General features: G+C 60.2%; 18 protein-coding genes. 1 reads left to right on the forward strand and 17 read right to left on the reverse strand.

Features of this window, described 5'->3' with window-relative positions; genetic code table 11:
- Window positions 1-41 precede the first annotated feature (41 nt).
- From ACWR1S_RS04245 to ACWR1S_RS04325, 17 genes are all read right to left on the reverse strand, one after another.
- Window positions 42-608 carry a phage baseplate assembly protein V gene (locus tag ACWR1S_RS04245; protein ID WP_454562539.1) on the reverse strand — a complete coding sequence of 189 codons (567 nt, stop codon included), beginning with the start codon at window positions 606-608 and terminating at the stop codon, window positions 42-44.
- Window positions 605-1,117 carry a hypothetical protein gene (locus ACWR1S_RS04250; RefSeq protein ID WP_454562540.1) on the reverse strand — a complete coding sequence of 171 codons (513 nt, stop codon included), beginning with the start codon at window positions 1,115-1,117 and terminating at the stop codon, window positions 605-607. Before ACWR1S_RS04250 ends, ACWR1S_RS04245 begins: the two co-directional genes overlap by 4 nt.
- On the reverse strand, window positions 1,110-1,775 hold the full coding sequence (locus ACWR1S_RS04255; protein WP_454562541.1) for a hypothetical protein: 666 nt from the start codon (window positions 1,773-1,775) through the stop codon (window positions 1,110-1,112). Before ACWR1S_RS04255 ends, ACWR1S_RS04250 begins: the two co-directional genes overlap by 8 nt.
- Entirely contained in the window at window positions 1,772-2,092 is a 321-nt protein-coding gene (locus ACWR1S_RS04260; protein ID WP_454562542.1) for a head-tail joining protein, read from the reverse strand. Before ACWR1S_RS04260 ends, ACWR1S_RS04255 begins: the two co-directional genes overlap by 4 nt.
- A 2-nt stretch (window positions 2,093-2,094) precedes the next feature.
- The gene (locus tag ACWR1S_RS04265) at window positions 2,095-3,090 is read right to left on the reverse strand and encodes a major capsid protein (protein WP_454562543.1); all 996 of its coding nucleotides are present in this window, start codon (window positions 3,088-3,090) and stop codon (window positions 2,095-2,097) included.
- A gap of 62 nt (window positions 3,091-3,152) precedes the next feature.
- Entirely contained in the window at window positions 3,153-3,497 is a 345-nt protein-coding gene (locus ACWR1S_RS04270; protein WP_454562544.1) for a head decoration protein, read from the reverse strand.
- The gene (locus ACWR1S_RS04275; protein ID WP_454562545.1) at window positions 3,494-4,648 is read right to left on the reverse strand and encodes a head maturation protease, ClpP-related; all 1,155 of its coding nucleotides are present in this window, start codon (window positions 4,646-4,648) and stop codon (window positions 3,494-3,496) included. The genes ACWR1S_RS04270 and ACWR1S_RS04275 overlap by 4 nt, the downstream gene beginning before the upstream one ends.
- Window positions 4,645-6,126: a phage portal protein gene (locus tag ACWR1S_RS04280; protein WP_454562546.1), complete on the reverse strand. Its 1,482-nt coding sequence runs from the start codon at window positions 6,124-6,126 to the stop codon at window positions 4,645-4,647. The genes ACWR1S_RS04275 and ACWR1S_RS04280 overlap by 4 nt, the downstream gene beginning before the upstream one ends.
- Complete coding sequence (locus ACWR1S_RS04285) at window positions 6,126-6,332, reverse strand: phage head-tail joining protein (protein ID WP_008087653.1); 207 nt, start codon at window positions 6,330-6,332, stop codon at window positions 6,126-6,128. The genes ACWR1S_RS04280 and ACWR1S_RS04285 overlap by 1 nt, the downstream gene beginning before the upstream one ends.
- Before the next feature lies 1 nt (window position 6,333).
- On the reverse strand, window positions 6,334-8,358 hold the full coding sequence (locus ACWR1S_RS04290; protein WP_454562547.1) for a phage terminase large subunit family protein: 2,025 nt from the start codon (window positions 8,356-8,358) through the stop codon (window positions 6,334-6,336).
- A gap of 4 nt (window positions 8,359-8,362) precedes the next feature.
- Window positions 8,363-8,965, reverse strand: coding sequence for a terminase small subunit (locus tag ACWR1S_RS04295; RefSeq protein WP_222016227.1), 603 nt, complete (start codon window positions 8,963-8,965; stop codon window positions 8,363-8,365).
- 168 nt (window positions 8,966-9,133) lie between these two features.
- Window positions 9,134-9,478 carry a phage holin family protein gene (locus ACWR1S_RS04300; RefSeq protein ID WP_095139908.1) on the reverse strand — a complete coding sequence of 115 codons (345 nt, stop codon included), beginning with the start codon at window positions 9,476-9,478 and terminating at the stop codon, window positions 9,134-9,136.
- A 526-nt stretch (window positions 9,479-10,004) separates the two neighbouring features.
- Window positions 10,005-10,364: a PA0613 family protein gene (locus ACWR1S_RS04305; RefSeq protein WP_103520668.1), complete on the reverse strand. Its 360-nt coding sequence runs from the start codon at window positions 10,362-10,364 to the stop codon at window positions 10,005-10,007.
- The gene (locus tag ACWR1S_RS04310) at window positions 10,357-12,576 is read right to left on the reverse strand and encodes a VapE domain-containing protein (protein ID WP_454562548.1); all 2,220 of its coding nucleotides are present in this window, start codon (window positions 12,574-12,576) and stop codon (window positions 10,357-10,359) included. Before ACWR1S_RS04310 ends, ACWR1S_RS04305 begins: the two co-directional genes overlap by 8 nt.
- Window positions 12,566-12,793: a TraR/DksA family transcriptional regulator gene (locus ACWR1S_RS04315; RefSeq protein WP_083369365.1), complete on the reverse strand. Its 228-nt coding sequence runs from the start codon at window positions 12,791-12,793 to the stop codon at window positions 12,566-12,568. Before ACWR1S_RS04315 ends, ACWR1S_RS04310 begins: the two co-directional genes overlap by 11 nt.
- Window positions 12,786-13,304, reverse strand: coding sequence for a phage regulatory CII family protein (locus tag ACWR1S_RS04320; protein WP_454562549.1), 519 nt, complete (start codon window positions 13,302-13,304; stop codon window positions 12,786-12,788). The genes ACWR1S_RS04315 and ACWR1S_RS04320 overlap by 8 nt, the downstream gene beginning before the upstream one ends.
- Window positions 13,305-13,631: 327 nt before the next feature.
- The gene (locus ACWR1S_RS04325) at window positions 13,632-13,856 is read right to left on the reverse strand and encodes a helix-turn-helix transcriptional regulator (protein WP_454562550.1); all 225 of its coding nucleotides are present in this window, start codon (window positions 13,854-13,856) and stop codon (window positions 13,632-13,634) included.
- Between the two features lie 100 nt (window positions 13,857-13,956).
- Between ACWR1S_RS04325 and ACWR1S_RS04330 the strand changes: the two genes are divergently transcribed.
- Window positions 13,957-14,682, forward strand: coding sequence for an XRE family transcriptional regulator (locus ACWR1S_RS04330; RefSeq protein ID WP_454562551.1), 726 nt, complete (start codon window positions 13,957-13,959; stop codon window positions 14,680-14,682).
- The last annotated feature ends 176 nt before the right edge of the window (window positions 14,683-14,858 follow it).

Below are 14,858 nucleotides of genomic sequence, written 5' to 3' on the forward strand. Positions count from 1 at the left end.
CATGAAAAAGCCCGCACTGGGCGGGCTGTGGTGAGTTGAAATTAATGCGTGTGGTGATTGCTGTTGCCGGTGGCATCAATGATTGCGCCGGCGCTGGTGATGCCCTTGGTAACGTGTAGCGCGCCGTCGATCATCACCGCCGCTTTCAAATTGATGTTGCCGGTGGTCACGTTCACCGCGCTATCGGTCACGACCGCTTCCGTGCTGGCCACTTTGATGGTGACCGTGCCGCTCAGGAGGGTGATGCTGTAGCTCTTGGCCTGCCAGTCGTAGATCAGCGACCCGCCATCATCAAAACGCCAGACCTCGACATGGTCGCGATTATCTGGCGGCGGCCCGGCATTGCCATACAAGCCCGGGACAAATGTGCCTTGTGACACGTCACCGCTGGGACTGATCAAACTGCCCTGCTCGCCCAAAGACGGCGCCCGCCAGTGCCTGGCCTTGCCGGCGGCGATGCTGTGCCAGCGCACCCAGGCGCTGACCCAATCACTGCCATCGGACACCCGACACACCGGCGGCGATGCGGACAGATCCACCGCGACCACGTAGCAAGCCTTGACCGCCCCCGCGATCATGCGGTCATGCTGGGCGCTCGCGTAGCTCACGGCAGATCCTCGGGCCTGAATGGTCCGTCACCCGGTTCAACGTCGCACACCAACGTCCCCGGCGGCTGGTCCGGCCATGGCCATTCCTCAAGGCCGAGATAAACTTGCTGAGTCCACTCCACCAGCCACACCGTGTACCCATCCAGGTGCGGCTGGGTCCAGTCCTGCAGCGATTGCACAAACTCGGCGGGTTCAACTGCCAACCCCCACGTCTGCGAACGCAGCAGTACCGCCAACTGCGTCGCCAATTGCACAGCCTGTTGATGATGGTGCGGCTTGATCGGGTCAACAATGATCCGAGCCTCAAAATTGAAGACCAGCGAGGTTTCGCCGGTGCCGATATCGGTACCCGGCTCGATCTCGGCCACCTCCAGAAACACCGCTGGCAGCAACACGCGATCCTTAATGTCTGGCCAGGCTGCGACGGCCTGCACGCCAGGCAAGTGGGTACGCAGATGCTGCTCTACCGCCCGATAAAGCTGGTCCAGGCTGAAAGGTTCTTCAGACATTGCCGATCCTCTTGAGGTATTTCTGCAGCTCAAAGTTGAGCTCCTGCTTGAGGATCTCCAGCAGGCGCTCATCCGCTTTTTTTACCCAGCTGTCGAAGTGCGGTCGGGCTTGCTCCAGCGACACCTTGGCCTTGGCCAGCGGGAAACGACTGCCGTTTTCGGCAACCCAACCTGAACTCGGTCCGCGACCGGGTGACACTGTGCTGTCGGGGTAGTCGTCCGCGTTGAAATGCTTGCTAGCCGTGCGGATCCAGATGTCGGGCTTATTGCCGTAGACCTTCTTGAGGAAAGCCCCTTGGTAACGCCGCCCTGCCACTGACACGCCGCTGCCGCTTTGCCGCGCCCGGCCGATCCGGCTGGATTCAATGGCATTCAAACCGAACCATAGTTTGCCGCTCGCGGCACCGCCGGAAACCGGATAGCTGCGCAACCGCTGACGGACCGCCGCAACAGCGATTCGCTCTGACCGGCTGACGGCTCGGGCAATGTGCGTGCGCAACCAGCCCAATGTCTTGTTGATCGCACGCCGATGCGCCGCAGCAGCCGCTTTCGGCACCATCTTGGCAAAGTCCTGGAACGCCTGAAAATCTGCGGCCGAGGACTGGATAGAGATCATCCCGCCCCCGGCCGAGGGTTTGAAATAGCTGCCGACACTCATGGCCGCAACCTCAGAATCAAGGCGACCAGACCGTCACCGCTCGGTTCCAGTTGCAGCAGGTCGTAGTCACCACCACCATCCAAGGCGGGCAAATCGACGCTGACCGACATGCCCTGTTCCAGACCGTGCGAATCGCTGACGCGAATCTCGAAGCGCGGCTCGCGCAACCCGGTGTTGAGCTTGCCGAACTTGGGTTGCAGCCAGGGCGCGGCGAACATGCCGAACACTGGCTCGTCGCGCCCCTCGATCCGCGCGGTATCGCCCAGCGTTTCAAACACCACCGCATCAACTTCGGCGATCAGATCGCGAAAGCCCACGGTCAGAGTTCCAGCAGGACCTGCGCACGCGGGCGGGTGCACAGGTGCAGCGGGTTGGACTGAGCTTCACCGGCCATGCCTTTCCCGAACTGCATCGGCTCGATCTTGCTGTAGTAGGGAATACCTTGGGTATTGACCGTTTCCATGTAGTCGGCCGGCGCAAACGCCGAGATGTACAAGTCGGGTACACCTTCGGGGACCAGTAGCGCCTGATCGTCGTGGACGAAAGACACCCCAGCCACCTTGCCACGGTAGCGTTCCCAAGTGATGCCCCCGAGTTCGAAGCTCTCCCGGGCGTCACCGCGCAAGGACGCGGCTTGTTGGCTGTTGAGATAGGTCTCCTCGACCGACTTGTGAACGACGAGTTTGTTCCAGAAATTCTTACCGCAGAAAGCCCGCGAGCCGGTGCTTGTCACGCTACCAAGCGCGTCCTCTTGCATGTCGAGCGCTTCGATACATTTAACTCGAACCTTCGTGTTCGGATCCGCCAGGCCCATGGACAGCTTTTGGCGCTCCACACCGAAGCGGTCATAGAGATTCAGCAATACAGTTTTGCCATCCGCGTCGAGGATCTGGCCATTCAGTGCGCCCATACGCTGGAATTCGTGCGTGGCGTCCAACTGGCGCCGCGCCTTAGCCAGCCGCGCATTAACCACGTCCTGCACCGCCTGCAGCTCAGTACGAGTACCGAAGGCACGGATGCCTTGGATCTCGTCAGCCTTGATGGTGAAGCGCTCAGGCAGGTGCACAGTGTTGAACGGGATCAGGGTGCGCTTGCTGGCTGCAACCACCAGGCCAGAACCACCACGCTCGCCAGCGGGCACCAATGCCAGGGTGTCGCCATCCTTTTCAATCTGCACGGTCAGAGTGGTAATGCCTTCCTCGCGGAACAGCCCCAAGGCGCTGATGCGCCCTGGCAGGTATGGTTGATCGTTGAGTGAAGCGGTCAGCGAGGTAACGGTAAACGCTTCGTCGTCAAAAATGGCGATATCGGCCATGGGTACTCTCCAGAAACGAAAAATCCCGCACGCGGCGGGATGCAAATAAAAGAAGGAACGCTTTAGCGGACGATCAGCGAATGTGCGGCCAGGGCTTTCTCGGCAGCCAGATCGAGGCCGGTCAAATGCGCTTCGCTGACCTCGGCCAACCTCACCACGGCGCGACCGCGACGCAGCACGTCGGATTCACCGAGCGGGCCGTACAGAATGGCGACCGCGTTTTCAGTGCCGTCCTCTGCCGTCGGTTCGTACGGTGCGAATTCGCCGGTAGCGGTCACCAGCCCGAGAATTTGCCCCGGCCACAATGCTGGACCCGCCGCGACATTGATCGCTTCGCGCGAGATCGTGCCGGCGCCCTCAGACAGCAGGAATTCACCTGCATGGATCGGTTCCTGCTTGATGGTCATGCTCGTGCTCCTTTCGCGCCGCGCGCGGTTCCAGTTTGAGCCGCTTGGCGAGCAGCCCAAATCGAGTTGGGGTCAGGTTGTTTGGCCAGCACCTTGGGTGCCGGATCGTCCGCCAACGGCAGACTGTTGTCGATTTCAAAGCCCTTGCCGCTGGTGACAATCTTGTCGAACAGACGCGCCCGAACCGCCGCCGCATCCAGACCGGCCGAGACATACTCGGCGCTGAATTCCGGCAGACGCGCGGCGACGCAGAGGTCGTTCACCGCCTTGGCGCGAGCCAGACCGGCGAGAACGATTTCCTCGCTTTCGAGCTGGGTAGAATTGAGCAGCGGCTCGACCAGATTGCTGATGCCCGCCGCCGTGCAACGCTGAGTAATCATCAATGCCAACTTGGCCGAGTCCACTACAGGCGGCACCAGCGGCGGATCGACAGGTTCAAGTTCGGGATCCGATTCAGGCGGCTCGTCGAGCTGGGCCACCAACTCAACCGGAGCGTGCTGGAACCGTTGCAACACCGCGCCTTGACCGAGGCATGCTTTGACTTTGATGCCGTCGCCGACTTCGTCTGCAAGGCCAAGAGCCACCGCTTCGTTAGCAGTCAGCCAGGTTTCAGCATCAACCATTCGCCGCAGTTCAGCGTCATCGATGTCGGGCGCCTTGGCCTTATAGGCAGCGATGATGGCCTCCAAGGTTTGATCCAATACATCAGCTACACGGCGGAAGTCCTCAGCGCCACCGCCTGCATAGGTGTATGGGTTGTGGATCATCAACATTGCGTTCGCCGCAATTACTACGCGGTGTGCACCGCACACGGCGACACTGGCGGCACTGGCTGCGAGCGCATCGATACGTCCGGTGCAACGCTCGCCCAGACGCGACAGCGCGTTGTGCATGGCCAGACCGTCAAACAGGTCGCCACCAATACTGTTGAACGCGGCGATCACGGGTGAAACACCGTCATCCATGGCGCGCAGGTCCTGCACGAACTGGTTGGCAGTGATGCCCCACGCGCCGATCTCGCCATAGACGAAAACCTCGATCACCCGCTCGGTGGCTTCTCCGCTGGCCTGCAGGGCGTACCAAGTCTTGTCCTGAACCTCGACGCGTTTGCCTGCGCGGTTGTAAATGCGCGGTCGCGCTTGTTTGCTCATGGTTGCTCCTTGTCGTCGGTGTCTTCGACGGCATCAAGGGTGTTGTAGTTGAGGCCCAGTTTTGTGGCCCGTGCCAGATCGGCGGCGTTTTCCAGATCGACCGTTTCGGCGTCGTAGCCCGTGCGCAGCACCATCTCGCTGCGAGAAGAAAACCCGGCCTGTACTTCCATCCGGCGTGCCTGCACGTCCTGCACTGGCTGGATATAGGCCCAGCCTTGAGGCACCCAGCGAGTGCGCAGGTACTGACGGCGTTTCTGTGCGTAATCGTCCAGCACCAGGACGCCAGACAGCACCGCCATGTCCATCCACGCCGCCCGTACTGGACGGCAGAGCTGATGCACGTACACGCTGAATTGCAGTTGTTCCAGACGGCGCCGAAACTCGTTGAGCACCACCCGAAGCGCTCGGTCATTGATGCCGCGCATGTCGCCCGTGAGGATCTCGTAAGGCGTTCCCGACCCTGCTGCAGCAGCCATCAGTTGCTGCCGCATGAAGTCCGGGTAGTTGTTGCCGGCGTCTGGCGGTTTGGAGAACTCAACCTCCTCGCCTGCCCCCAGTTCCTGCATGGTGCCGGGTTCGAGCGCAACCATCGGCGTAAAGCCATCGCGATCCAGATCCAGCAAGGCGCCGGTAACTGGATCGCGTGGCGCTTGTCCCGACTCCGGTGCTGGACGCTTGATGAAACCGGCAAACAGGTTGGCTACTTCCTGACGGAACAGCACCGCGTCGTCGTAGTTGTCCAGACTGCGCAGGCGTTTAAGCACCGGCGACAATCGGGGCACACCGCGCAACTGACCAGGCTCCACCGATTCGAAAATGTGCAGCACCTGAGCCGCCGGCACGCGCACCAGCTGGTTGTAGCCGGCGTTCAGCGAGGCCGCATCACGCGGATGTGACAGGTACATCCAGTACGCCACCCGCTTGCCACCGGGTGTGAACTCGATACCGGCGCGGATGACGTTGCCGGTCTTGGTGCTCTCGAACTTGTCGTGCGGCACAAACTCCGGTGCGAGGATCTGCAGCTGCAGCGGAACCGCCAAACCTTCATCCAGGCTGCGAGGACGCAACCGGACGAAACATTCGCCTGAGGTTTCCACCGTGCGCGCCACCAACGCCTGCTGGCCGTAGAAGTCGGTGCGATCATCCGCGTCCGCCTCATCAACCCAATCCCCCCACAGCTCCTGCAGCAACTTGCGCAGAGCATCGTCGTCGGTTGTGGGTCGAGGAGTGATGCCGGTGCCGATCAGGTTGCTGACACGCTTGTCGATGACGTTGAAGGCGTAAGGGTCGTTGCGAACCGCCGCCCGCGAGCGCGACCGCAGATTGCGCAGGGCCGGAGTGTTGATGCTGTTGATCCCGTTGTCGGGAGCGTCCCAGCCAGTGGAGCGACGCCCTTCTCCAGCGCCTTCGTAACTGGCCTTGATATTGGACGGCAGCACAAATCCGTTACGGGTCAGCGTTGGGAAGTGTCGGGCCATCAGACCCCCTTCCCAGCATGGTAAAGCCGGACCACGCGCGAGCGTGGCCCGGCAGCGCTGGCAAGCGAAGAGCGTATTTCTTCGCGAGCCTTGAGGAGTTCATCGACCGTGCGGTATTCCACGGTGCGGTCGGTGTAGCGCACAGTTTTCTCACCGCGTGCGATGGCCGCCTCAACCGCGTCGAGGTGCTTTTTCGTAAAGGACATATCAGCGTCTCTTCAGGTAGCCGCTAGCTGAGCTGCGGCGTTGAGGGGGAGCTGCCGGTCGCGGTTTTGTCACCGGTGCAGCAGGTGGGGGTGCGGGTTGGGCTTGACGTACAGCAGCGGGTGCTGGTGTTCGCTCAGCATCAAGTCGCTCGCCCTGAACAGGTTTGATGTTCAAGGCGTCATCGAACAAACCGGACTGGGCCAGGGCTTGTCGCACCCTGTCCCAATCGTGTTCCTGGTAGCGGTTGATGCCGAGGTAATGCGCCATGGCGAGGCAGTACACCATCAGGTCGAGCGCTTCGTTGCGCTCGGCCTTGCCCTTCACCCACTCGATGCGCTTATGTCCGCGCACGTAGCGCACGATCTTGCGTTCGGCGACGCACTGGGCGAAAAACTCGTCCGGCAGGTCGTTGGCAAAGTGCAGCGATCCCGGACCGTCCGGGAATGGATAGCGGTTGTAGATCCAGTCTTTCGCGGTGTCGGTGCCGACAAACCACAACTCGGCGCCGTTGCGTTCGGTCTGCCCCTTCCATGTCACGTCGACCATGGATGGACGCTGTGCAATCACGGGCCTGCCAGGCTTGCTCGCGCCCTTGATGGCGAAGATGTTGCGCCAGCGACGGACGCGGCAGAACTGGTAGACCTCATCGGTGTGATGGCCACCGGAGTCGACACCCACGGCGAGGATCGCCAGACCCACACCGCAAGGATGCCGGTAACGGGCTTTGAGTTTCTCGTCCAGCACTGCCCAGGTGCGTTCGTCTGCCGGGTCACCCCAGATGATCTGGTGGTCGACCACCCAGCGCTCCATACCGACGCCGAAGCCCATCACCATCAGTTCCAGACGATTGGCCTGGACGTCGACGGCACCGGTCAGCATCAGCACACCGACCGGCATCGCGCCGAGGGTGTAATTCTCCAGCCGTGCCCGAGCGATCAGCACTTCCGCTTTGGTCTGTTCGAGTGCGCTGTCCCAGACCTTCGCCAGACGAGTGTTGTAGAAAACCTGCATCAGGCTCGTGTCGCCTTGGGCCTGAGCTTTCTTGGCGTCTTCAAACTCCTCGGCAAGGCCGGCCCAATCCATCCAGCCGGTCGGCGAATACAGCGCGTTGAGATGAAAGCCAACGGTTTTGCCGTCGCCACCCGCGTGGGCGCGCCACTCGCCTCGGGCGAGCATGTCGCTCTTGTGGTGTTCCTCGATCAGCACGTCGCATTCAGGTGCTGCGCACTCGTAATGCACAGTGCGGAGATCCTTGCTGTAGTGCAGTCGCTCCCATTCCAACACCTGCATATGACCGCAGGTAGGGCATGGCACGTAGTAGTAGCGCTGGTCGCTGGACTCGAACAGGTCGGCGATCCGCGAGGCGCCTTTGATTGTCGGCGAGCTGGAGAAGTAGATCTTGGCGTTGCGACCGAAGTTGGTCGCCCGCGTCTCTGCCAGCTTGATGGGGTCACCCTCCTGGCCGACGTCATTCTCCCAGCGGTCGACTTCGTCGCCGTAGATATAACGCGCCGACAGCTCCGAAAGGTTGGCCGCAGAACCGGCGGTGGTGACGTACAGCGAGCCACCCTCGAATTCCTTGGTGTCCATCGTGTTGCGTGCGTCCCGCGAACGGGTGGCCGCGACCCGCTCGCGCAGAACGGGAGTGGCCTTGATTGTCTTGCTGATCCGTCCGGAAACCCGCTTGGACAAGCCAAGGCTGGGGAGCAGCGCCAGGATGTTTGACGGCGCCATGTGGATCAGGCCACCCATCCAGTTCAGTGCGATCTGCGTTTTCATCAACTGCGAGGCCACCATGGTGATCACGCGTCTGCAAGGGTGAGCCGGCGACAGGCAGCGCATTGGCTCGCGGGCGTAAGGTGTCCGTGAGGTGCGGTACTGGCCGGGCTCAGGGGCACCGGTGTCACGCGGGATTCGCATGTACTCGTCGGCCCATTCATCGATCCAGAGATCGGGGTCTGGGCGCAGTCCACGGAAATAAGCCTCACGGTACACCTCTGCACCGTCAGGAAATTCCGTGTGCATAGGTTCAGTCCGTTGTCATGGCGTGCTCAAGATCTGCTGAAGAGAGCCGCTCGGCTTCCTCCAGCGTTCGACGGAAGGTGGCGGTCAGGTGTTTTTCGATCAGCCAAGGATCGGTCATGGCGGCGAGATCGTGGGACAGCTGTGGTAGCGGCCCGAACAGCTGATCGCGCAGCAAGCGGCCGGCGTTGTAAGCACCGGTTTCGACCGCCTCCTTGGAGACCAACGAGCCTTGGGCTTTGCCCAGCTCGATCTCCGCCAACTTGGCCATGTTGTGCTCGCGCAGGGCGCGGGCCTTCTGGAAGTCGGGGAGTTTGCCGTCGACGGTAAGCACCTGCGGCGGCGCAGCCGTGGAAGTCGGCTCGGTCTGGGTGGACAGTTGGCTGTAAACGTCACGCTGAATCCGGTCCTGCTGGTGTCGTTCAGCGACGGCGACCTTGCTAGGATCTGCGGTGTCGCGAATCAGCGCTTCGGTGGCATGTACATCAACCTGTTTACCGTTGGGCGAAAGCACCAGACGGTTGTTGTCTTTTAGCCAGGTGATGTAACTCGGCGACCTGCCGAGCCGGGCCGCGAAGGCACTCTTCGACAGGTAGGTTGGTTCTGTCATGAGCCCTCCTTTTTCAACGTTTTTCAATGAATCCTTTCAAGATTTCAATGATTGAAATTTCAGTAAGCTGGGGGCGCTCCCGCTAACACTTTCCCGCGGGTTTCCGACCCCGTGTCCTTCAGATACCCCTAGGGTCCCCGGCGGTTTTCGGCGCCCCAGATCGGTGCATCACCCCTGCTCGCCCCCGGCGGGCGGGACTTCGCAGACGCCCAGCCGCTTGGCAGCCCAGCGTTCGTACAACCCGATAGCAACATCGGCACCGGCCATTGCCGTCAGGCAACCCAAGGCGCCCGCCGTCCAGATCGTCATGCCGGCCGCGATCATCAGCATCATCGCCGACACCCCGCAGACAATGCAGGCACCGGATCGAAGCGCGAGGCGGCGCAACAACGCCCAGCCCCGCGCCCCATCCTTGTCAGCCCGCCACATCTCCCCCGATACGCCGCCGACCAGGGCCAGGACGATCACTAACCAGATTGGCATCTCTGCCAGCGCTTGTTGCTCGTTTGTCATCGCCAACCCCTAAACGCAAAAACCCGGCGCAATGGCCGGGTTTGGTGGTGTGGTGCCTGCAGCTCTCTGCGGTCGCACCTATCGAAGATGACTACTTTTTACAGGTCGATTCCGGTGGCAGCAACCCTGTTTTAATGCCACCCGGTGAATAAGTGGGTAACACAGGGTGAACGCCTAGCGAATGTCGGCGAATACACCACCATGGCATTCTGTTGTTACGGTGCTGTCCCATACGTCCCACTTTTCAGAATCGAAGTAGGACGCCTGAGAGCGCCTAAATTCGGGGCTTCGCCCCACTGTCCCACTTATCTTTCTCCTTTCTCGTGTAAAGGAAGAAAATTAAAGAACACGCGTTCGCGCGTAAGCGCGTGCTGCTGCCCGCTATGCACACATGGGCGGGAGGCGGACGCAAGCGGGACGGTGGGACAGCCCAACAACGACAAGGCCCGCACCTGTCCCACTGCATCAAATCGCAGCGAGACAAGACGGGCCAGTGGGACAACCACAACCGGATCGATGCCTGGGGTCACGCAGCCATCCCCATCATCACACCGAAGATCTGCAAGTGCGCGTCGTGCAAGCGCTGGTAATACGTGTCGCGGCCGCAACCGCAATGGGCGTACCGCAAACGCATATCCACATCGTGCGTGCAGTAATGCTCACGCACGACCGTCACCAGCTCGGGCGCGAGATGCTTGTTCACGATCAGTTCGATGTCCAACGAACTCTCCAGCGGCGCACGGAAGGCTCGTCGCCCCCGAATCAGTTGACCATTGGTCTCCATCATCATGGCGACCATATTCCCACCTGCGAGACCTCCGCTTGAGAGATCCGAATGTAGGTCCAGTGCCCACGACCGAAGAAGCGAATCGATCTCCTTAATCATCGAAACAAGGCTCCTCGAACGCTTCGCGCTGCAACGCCGAAGCACCGCCCCACCCTGCCGGCTTCTTGTAAGCCCACGGCCGCTGCCCACTTTTCACCAGTGCAGGCAACCGCACACGCCGCCACCCCAGCCGATGCATGATCGCCCCGACACGCATCTGCTCTGGCTTGCCCCAATGCCCAAAGTCCAGCTTCAGCGCATTGGCCAGCACCTCGCTGCCCGTGGTGGTCTCGCCGATCTGCGACTCCTCGAGCCAGGTCAGAATCGGACCTTCCCACTCATCCACCACAAAACGCTCGTCCTGCTCCTCACCGAACATCGACGCCTCATCCAGCGTCACCCACCAAAGGTCACCCGCGTCGTAGCAAAACACAGCTTCAGCCCAAAGCTGCTCGCGAATCGAGCGCAACAATTCCAGATCCACCTTGGTACACGCCACCGGCCAGTAACGCCGGTTACCGGTCGCGTCCTTCAGGTACTCGTCCTGGTTAGTCGTACCAACGAACACGCACTGACGCGGCACGTCCATTGTGCGGCGGCCATAGCTCTCGCGGTAGGTATCGGTGGACGCGGAGAAAAACTGCTTGGCCTTGGTGCTCTCGGCCTTGTTGAAACTGTCCAGCTCACCCAGCTCGACGATCCACTTGCCCCGGATCGCCTGAAACCCATCCTTGTCGCCCAGGGCAAACGGCGTATCCATGAACCACTCACCACCGAGAATGCTCATCGCCGTCGACTTACCGGCGCCCTGCGCGCCCTCAAGGATCATCACCGAGTCAGCCTTGCAGCCAGGCTTCATTACCCGCGCCACGGCTGACAACATCCAGCGCTTGCCCACCTTGGACGAATAGTCGGTGGCTTTCACCCCCATGACGTCTGTGAGCCAACTTTCCAAGCGCGGCACGCGATCCCATTCGAGCTTGCGCAGGTACTGCCGCACCGGATGAAACGCATGGTCATGCGCAACCACACTCACCGCCTCGATCACATGCGAGGCCTTGACCCGCAAGTTGTACTGCTGCGCGAGCCACTTCATCACCCGCACGTCATCAATGTCCGCCCAATCGCCGGTGCCACCACCATAAGGCGCCGCACGCAGCTTCACGATCTTCGAACTGAACGCGCTGTAGCTGATCACCCCGGCCCAACGTTCGTCATTGGCCAGGATCAACTCGACGTTCTGCATGTGGGCAATCAACGCGCCGCTTTCACTGCGGGCCAGCATGTCCTTCCAGCCACCAGCGGCCGGCGGCTTGACCACCGCCAGCACCTGACGACGCACCGCTTCCAAACCTTCCGCGACATGCAGGTCGTTGAAGTCGGTCCACTTGGCTTCCCGCTCTCCGGAAAAGATCGGCGCGACCACCTGACCACCGACAATCAGCGCCGCGTTGTTCGCTTTCTCTTCACCGGGGTTCCACGCATCGCCATTCGGCTTCGTGGTCTTCCAGTCATCATCTCGGCAGATGATCAGCGGGCAACCAGCGAAGCGCTCGCGCATGGCCTTGCAAACCACCAGCAAATTGCCCGCATCAAACGCAACGGCCACGGTCAGTGACGTGGCCATATGCAGGCTTGCGCCGGTCGCGTAGCCTTCACACACCAGCACCGGCTCGCCCGGATCCGGATGCGGCCCTATCAGATGGAAAGCCCCCTCTTTGGACATGCCGTAAGGCCAATAGGATTTGTCCCGGCCGGTGTCCTCTTGCTTGGTCGGGAACACCACCTGCAGGCCGACAATCTCGTCGCGCACATTGCTCATCGGCACCAGAAACGCACCAGAGCGCGGCGCGTATCGAACGCCGAAGCCAACGATCTGCTTGCGGTCCAGATAGTCACTACGGCCCTTTTCCGGCATGCGCTTGAACATCCCCGCCGCCCGGTTCGCCGCACGACGTGCCGCATTGGCCGAGATCTCAGCCGCGCGGCGTTTGGCCTCCTCCTGTCGAGCACGCATGACCTCGCGCTCTTCAGGCGACATCCGCCCGGCCTTGACCTTGATCTTCTGAGACTCGCCCGAACGCCAGTCACCGAACGCACCGAAGATCAGCGTCTCGCCTTTCTCCGTGTGCTGTTCATGGACGACATACCAGCCATTCTTTTCCTTGCCCTTGTCCTGCGAAGTCTTACACCGGGTCAGCTTGCCAAACACCAGCGGCTGCGCAGGCTCAAGACCGTAGTCCGCGAATTGCCCCAATACTTCATCGAGCATGGATGGCCTCCATGATCTCCTCGACCTCCTGGCAGCTCACGCATTGCGTGCAGCCAGGAACAGCTAAACGCCGTCCCTCGGGGATTGGGCTGTCGCAGTTTTCACAGAATAGAAACGAATGCGCCGCCAATGCAGGTTTAGCGGCGTTGCGTGCAGCGAGCGCCTGATCGATACGCTCCTGCACCAGGTCATTTGCGAAGTCAGCAATGTCAGCCACGATCAACACCCCGCGTCGTCTGGTTGACATACGTGGCGCGGTTGAACAACCCCAACAGCCCCTGAATCCCACGGAATACCTGCAGGCGAATCGCTGCGAGTTCCTCATCGGAAACCACCCCGTCGCCAATGCTCTTGGCCCAGGTATCCGCCAGATCCGCAACTTGCCGGAAGTACTCGGCAATCCCGGTGGTCAGCGTTTCGGGCATATCGTTGGTGTACGCCTCAGCCAGCTCCTGCCAAGTCGTGTCACCGACCAACGCATGCACCGCATCCAAAATGCGGCGATCCTTGGTCAGTTCCAGAATCTCGCCGAACTCTTGAATGTTCACCGTGTGGCTGGGGTGGGTTGGGGACAGCTTGTGCTGCAGCGTGGTCGCATTGCGGCCGGTGGTAGCGGCGATGGCGGCGGCGCCACCGGGGTAGTCCCGGGCAGCATGGTAAAGCGCGAGATCGAGCGGCAAAACTTCCCGCTGCGCCCGCTCTACGGAGCTCAGAATGATACGGCTCATGGCATTAATCCTTGTAAGTTGCCAGTGCCGCGCGACATGCAGTGGTGATACATTTGCCGCGTGGCTTGAAAGGGCCCAAACGCCGGCTAGATCTTCGGGATCGACACCGGCACCGTGCCGGGGCGAGCAATCCGTTGCTCACCCCTGGCGCAACAGCTGCCCAATCTGTGGTGGAAAAGGCAGCAACACCAAGGCTTCCGAGCCTTGGAAAAGCGCGATAAAGGGAGGTGGTTGCATGTGGTGTGCCCGCCTACCTTTATCGCGACCCGACAGCGCTGTGGTGGTGCGTGTCGGGAGGAACTGGGCGACCTATTGGTCGCCTTTTTTCTAAGCTACGTTCTTAAAATCGATCTCTGGTGGAAAGACATCATCAAGCGAGCATTTGATTCCGAGCTGATTCAACGCGGCCGTAATTGCTCGAGACTCGGCGAGTCCGGCTATTCGACGTCCAGACTCATAATTACTTATCCGCGTCTGCGTCCAACCCAACATCGAAACTAGATCTCGCTGCTTGATACCCGCTTTCTCTCGATAATCAGCAATCCTGTTCATAAATACCTCCTGTAACTGGAGCGCAGAATAAACACGATTCGTGATTTTTACAACACGCAAAGTGCGATAAATTTATTTCAATGCGTGGTAAAAAAGGCAAATGAACACACTAGGCTCACGCATCAAATCACTCAGGAAAGCCAAAGGCATGAGCCAGAAGGATCTGGCTCTCGCCTGTGGCTGGGAATCACAATCTCGCATCGGCAACTATGAGAAGGATCAACGCCAGCCGAACCTTCAAGATCTAGGGAAGATTGCCGCAGCCTTGAAAACTCCGCTGACAGAGCTGGTAAAAGACGTCGAAGGGCCAGTACCTCACTTAGCTGGTGATGCACTGGGGAACATTTTCGACATCAGATTTCCTCCTCGACTCAAGAGCAGTCAGAGTGAAGGGTTAACGTCAGCAGGACGAGCAAAAACAGGGAGCGTTCCGGTGGTTGGAACAGCACAGCTGGGTAATGAAGGGTATTTTGAAGCGCTTGATTTCCCTCCAGGCCATGGCGATGGATATTTGAGCATTCACAGCGATGACCCAGATGCATATGGCTTAAAGGTTACCGGCGATAGCATGCTTCCCAGGATCAAAAATGGCGAATATGTGCTCATCGAGCCTAACAAGAATTACTTCAGCGGCGACGAAGTAGTGGTAAGGACTATAGAAGGCCGTACGATGATCAAGGAGTTCATCTACCTGAGAGATGGGATGTACCGCTTGGATAGCGTGAACGCCGAACACCCGCCAATCCATATCGCCGCTAGCGATGTGATTGAGATCCACTTGGTGGGCGGAATTCTCAAGTCCTCACGTTTTTTGCACGCTACGTGACAAAATAATCACATTTCGTGTTGACTTAAAAAACACACTGCGTGATATTTGCCTCACTCTTCCACCACAGAGCGAGGCAAAACCATGCACACCACAGCAACACTGCACGTCCACCCGGCCGGCGCTGACCCCACCCGAATCTTCGAGATCCGCCGCCTAGCCCGCGAGAGCGGCTG

It is taken from the genome of Pseudomonas sp. AIG (genome assembly GCF_977020205.1).

Coding starts and splice junctions, on each gene's coding strand:
- ACWR1S_RS04250 (WP_454562540.1), bottom strand. CDS start 1,117: ATGTCTGAAGAACCTTTCAGCCTGGACCAGCTTTATCGGGCGGTAGAG.
- ACWR1S_RS04255 (WP_454562541.1), bottom strand. CDS start 1,775: ATGAGTGTCGGCAGCTATTTCAAACCCTCGGCCGGGGGCGGGATGATC.
- ACWR1S_RS04265 (WP_454562543.1), bottom strand. CDS start 3,090: ATGGCCGATATCGCCATTTTTGACGACGAAGCGTTTACCGTTACCTCG.
- ACWR1S_RS04270 (WP_454562544.1), bottom strand. CDS start 3,497: ATGACCATCAAGCAGGAACCGATCCATGCAGGTGAATTCCTGCTGTCT.
- ACWR1S_RS04275 (WP_454562545.1), bottom strand. CDS start 4,648: ATGAGCAAACAAGCGCGACCGCGCATTTACAACCGCGCAGGCAAACGC.
- ACWR1S_RS04280 (WP_454562546.1), bottom strand. CDS start 6,126: ATGGCCCGACACTTCCCAACGCTGACCCGTAACGGATTTGTGCTGCCG.
- ACWR1S_RS04285 (WP_008087653.1), bottom strand. CDS start 6,332: ATGTCCTTTACGAAAAAGCACCTCGACGCGGTTGAGGCGGCCATCGCA.
- ACWR1S_RS04290 (WP_454562547.1), bottom strand. CDS start 8,358: ATGCACACGGAATTTCCTGACGGTGCAGAGGTGTACCGTGAGGCTTAT.
- ACWR1S_RS04295 (WP_222016227.1), bottom strand. CDS start 8,965: ATGACAGAACCAACCTACCTGTCGAAGAGTGCCTTCGCGGCCCGGCTC.
- ACWR1S_RS04300 (WP_095139908.1), bottom strand. CDS start 9,478: ATGACAAACGAGCAACAAGCGCTGGCAGAGATGCCAATCTGGTTAGTG.
- ACWR1S_RS04305 (WP_103520668.1), bottom strand. CDS start 10,364: ATGATTAAGGAGATCGATTCGCTTCTTCGGTCGTGGGCACTGGACCTA.
- ACWR1S_RS04310 (WP_454562548.1), bottom strand. CDS start 12,576: ATGCTCGATGAAGTATTGGGGCAATTCGCGGACTACGGTCTTGAGCCT.
- ACWR1S_RS04320 (WP_454562549.1), bottom strand. CDS start 13,304: ATGAGCCGTATCATTCTGAGCTCCGTAGAGCGGGCGCAGCGGGAAGTT.
- ACWR1S_RS04325 (WP_454562550.1), bottom strand. CDS start 13,856: ATGAACAGGATTGCTGATTATCGAGAGAAAGCGGGTATCAAGCAGCGA.
- ACWR1S_RS04330 (WP_454562551.1), top strand. CDS start 13,957: ATGAACACACTAGGCTCACGCATCAAATCACTCAGGAAAGCCAAAGGC.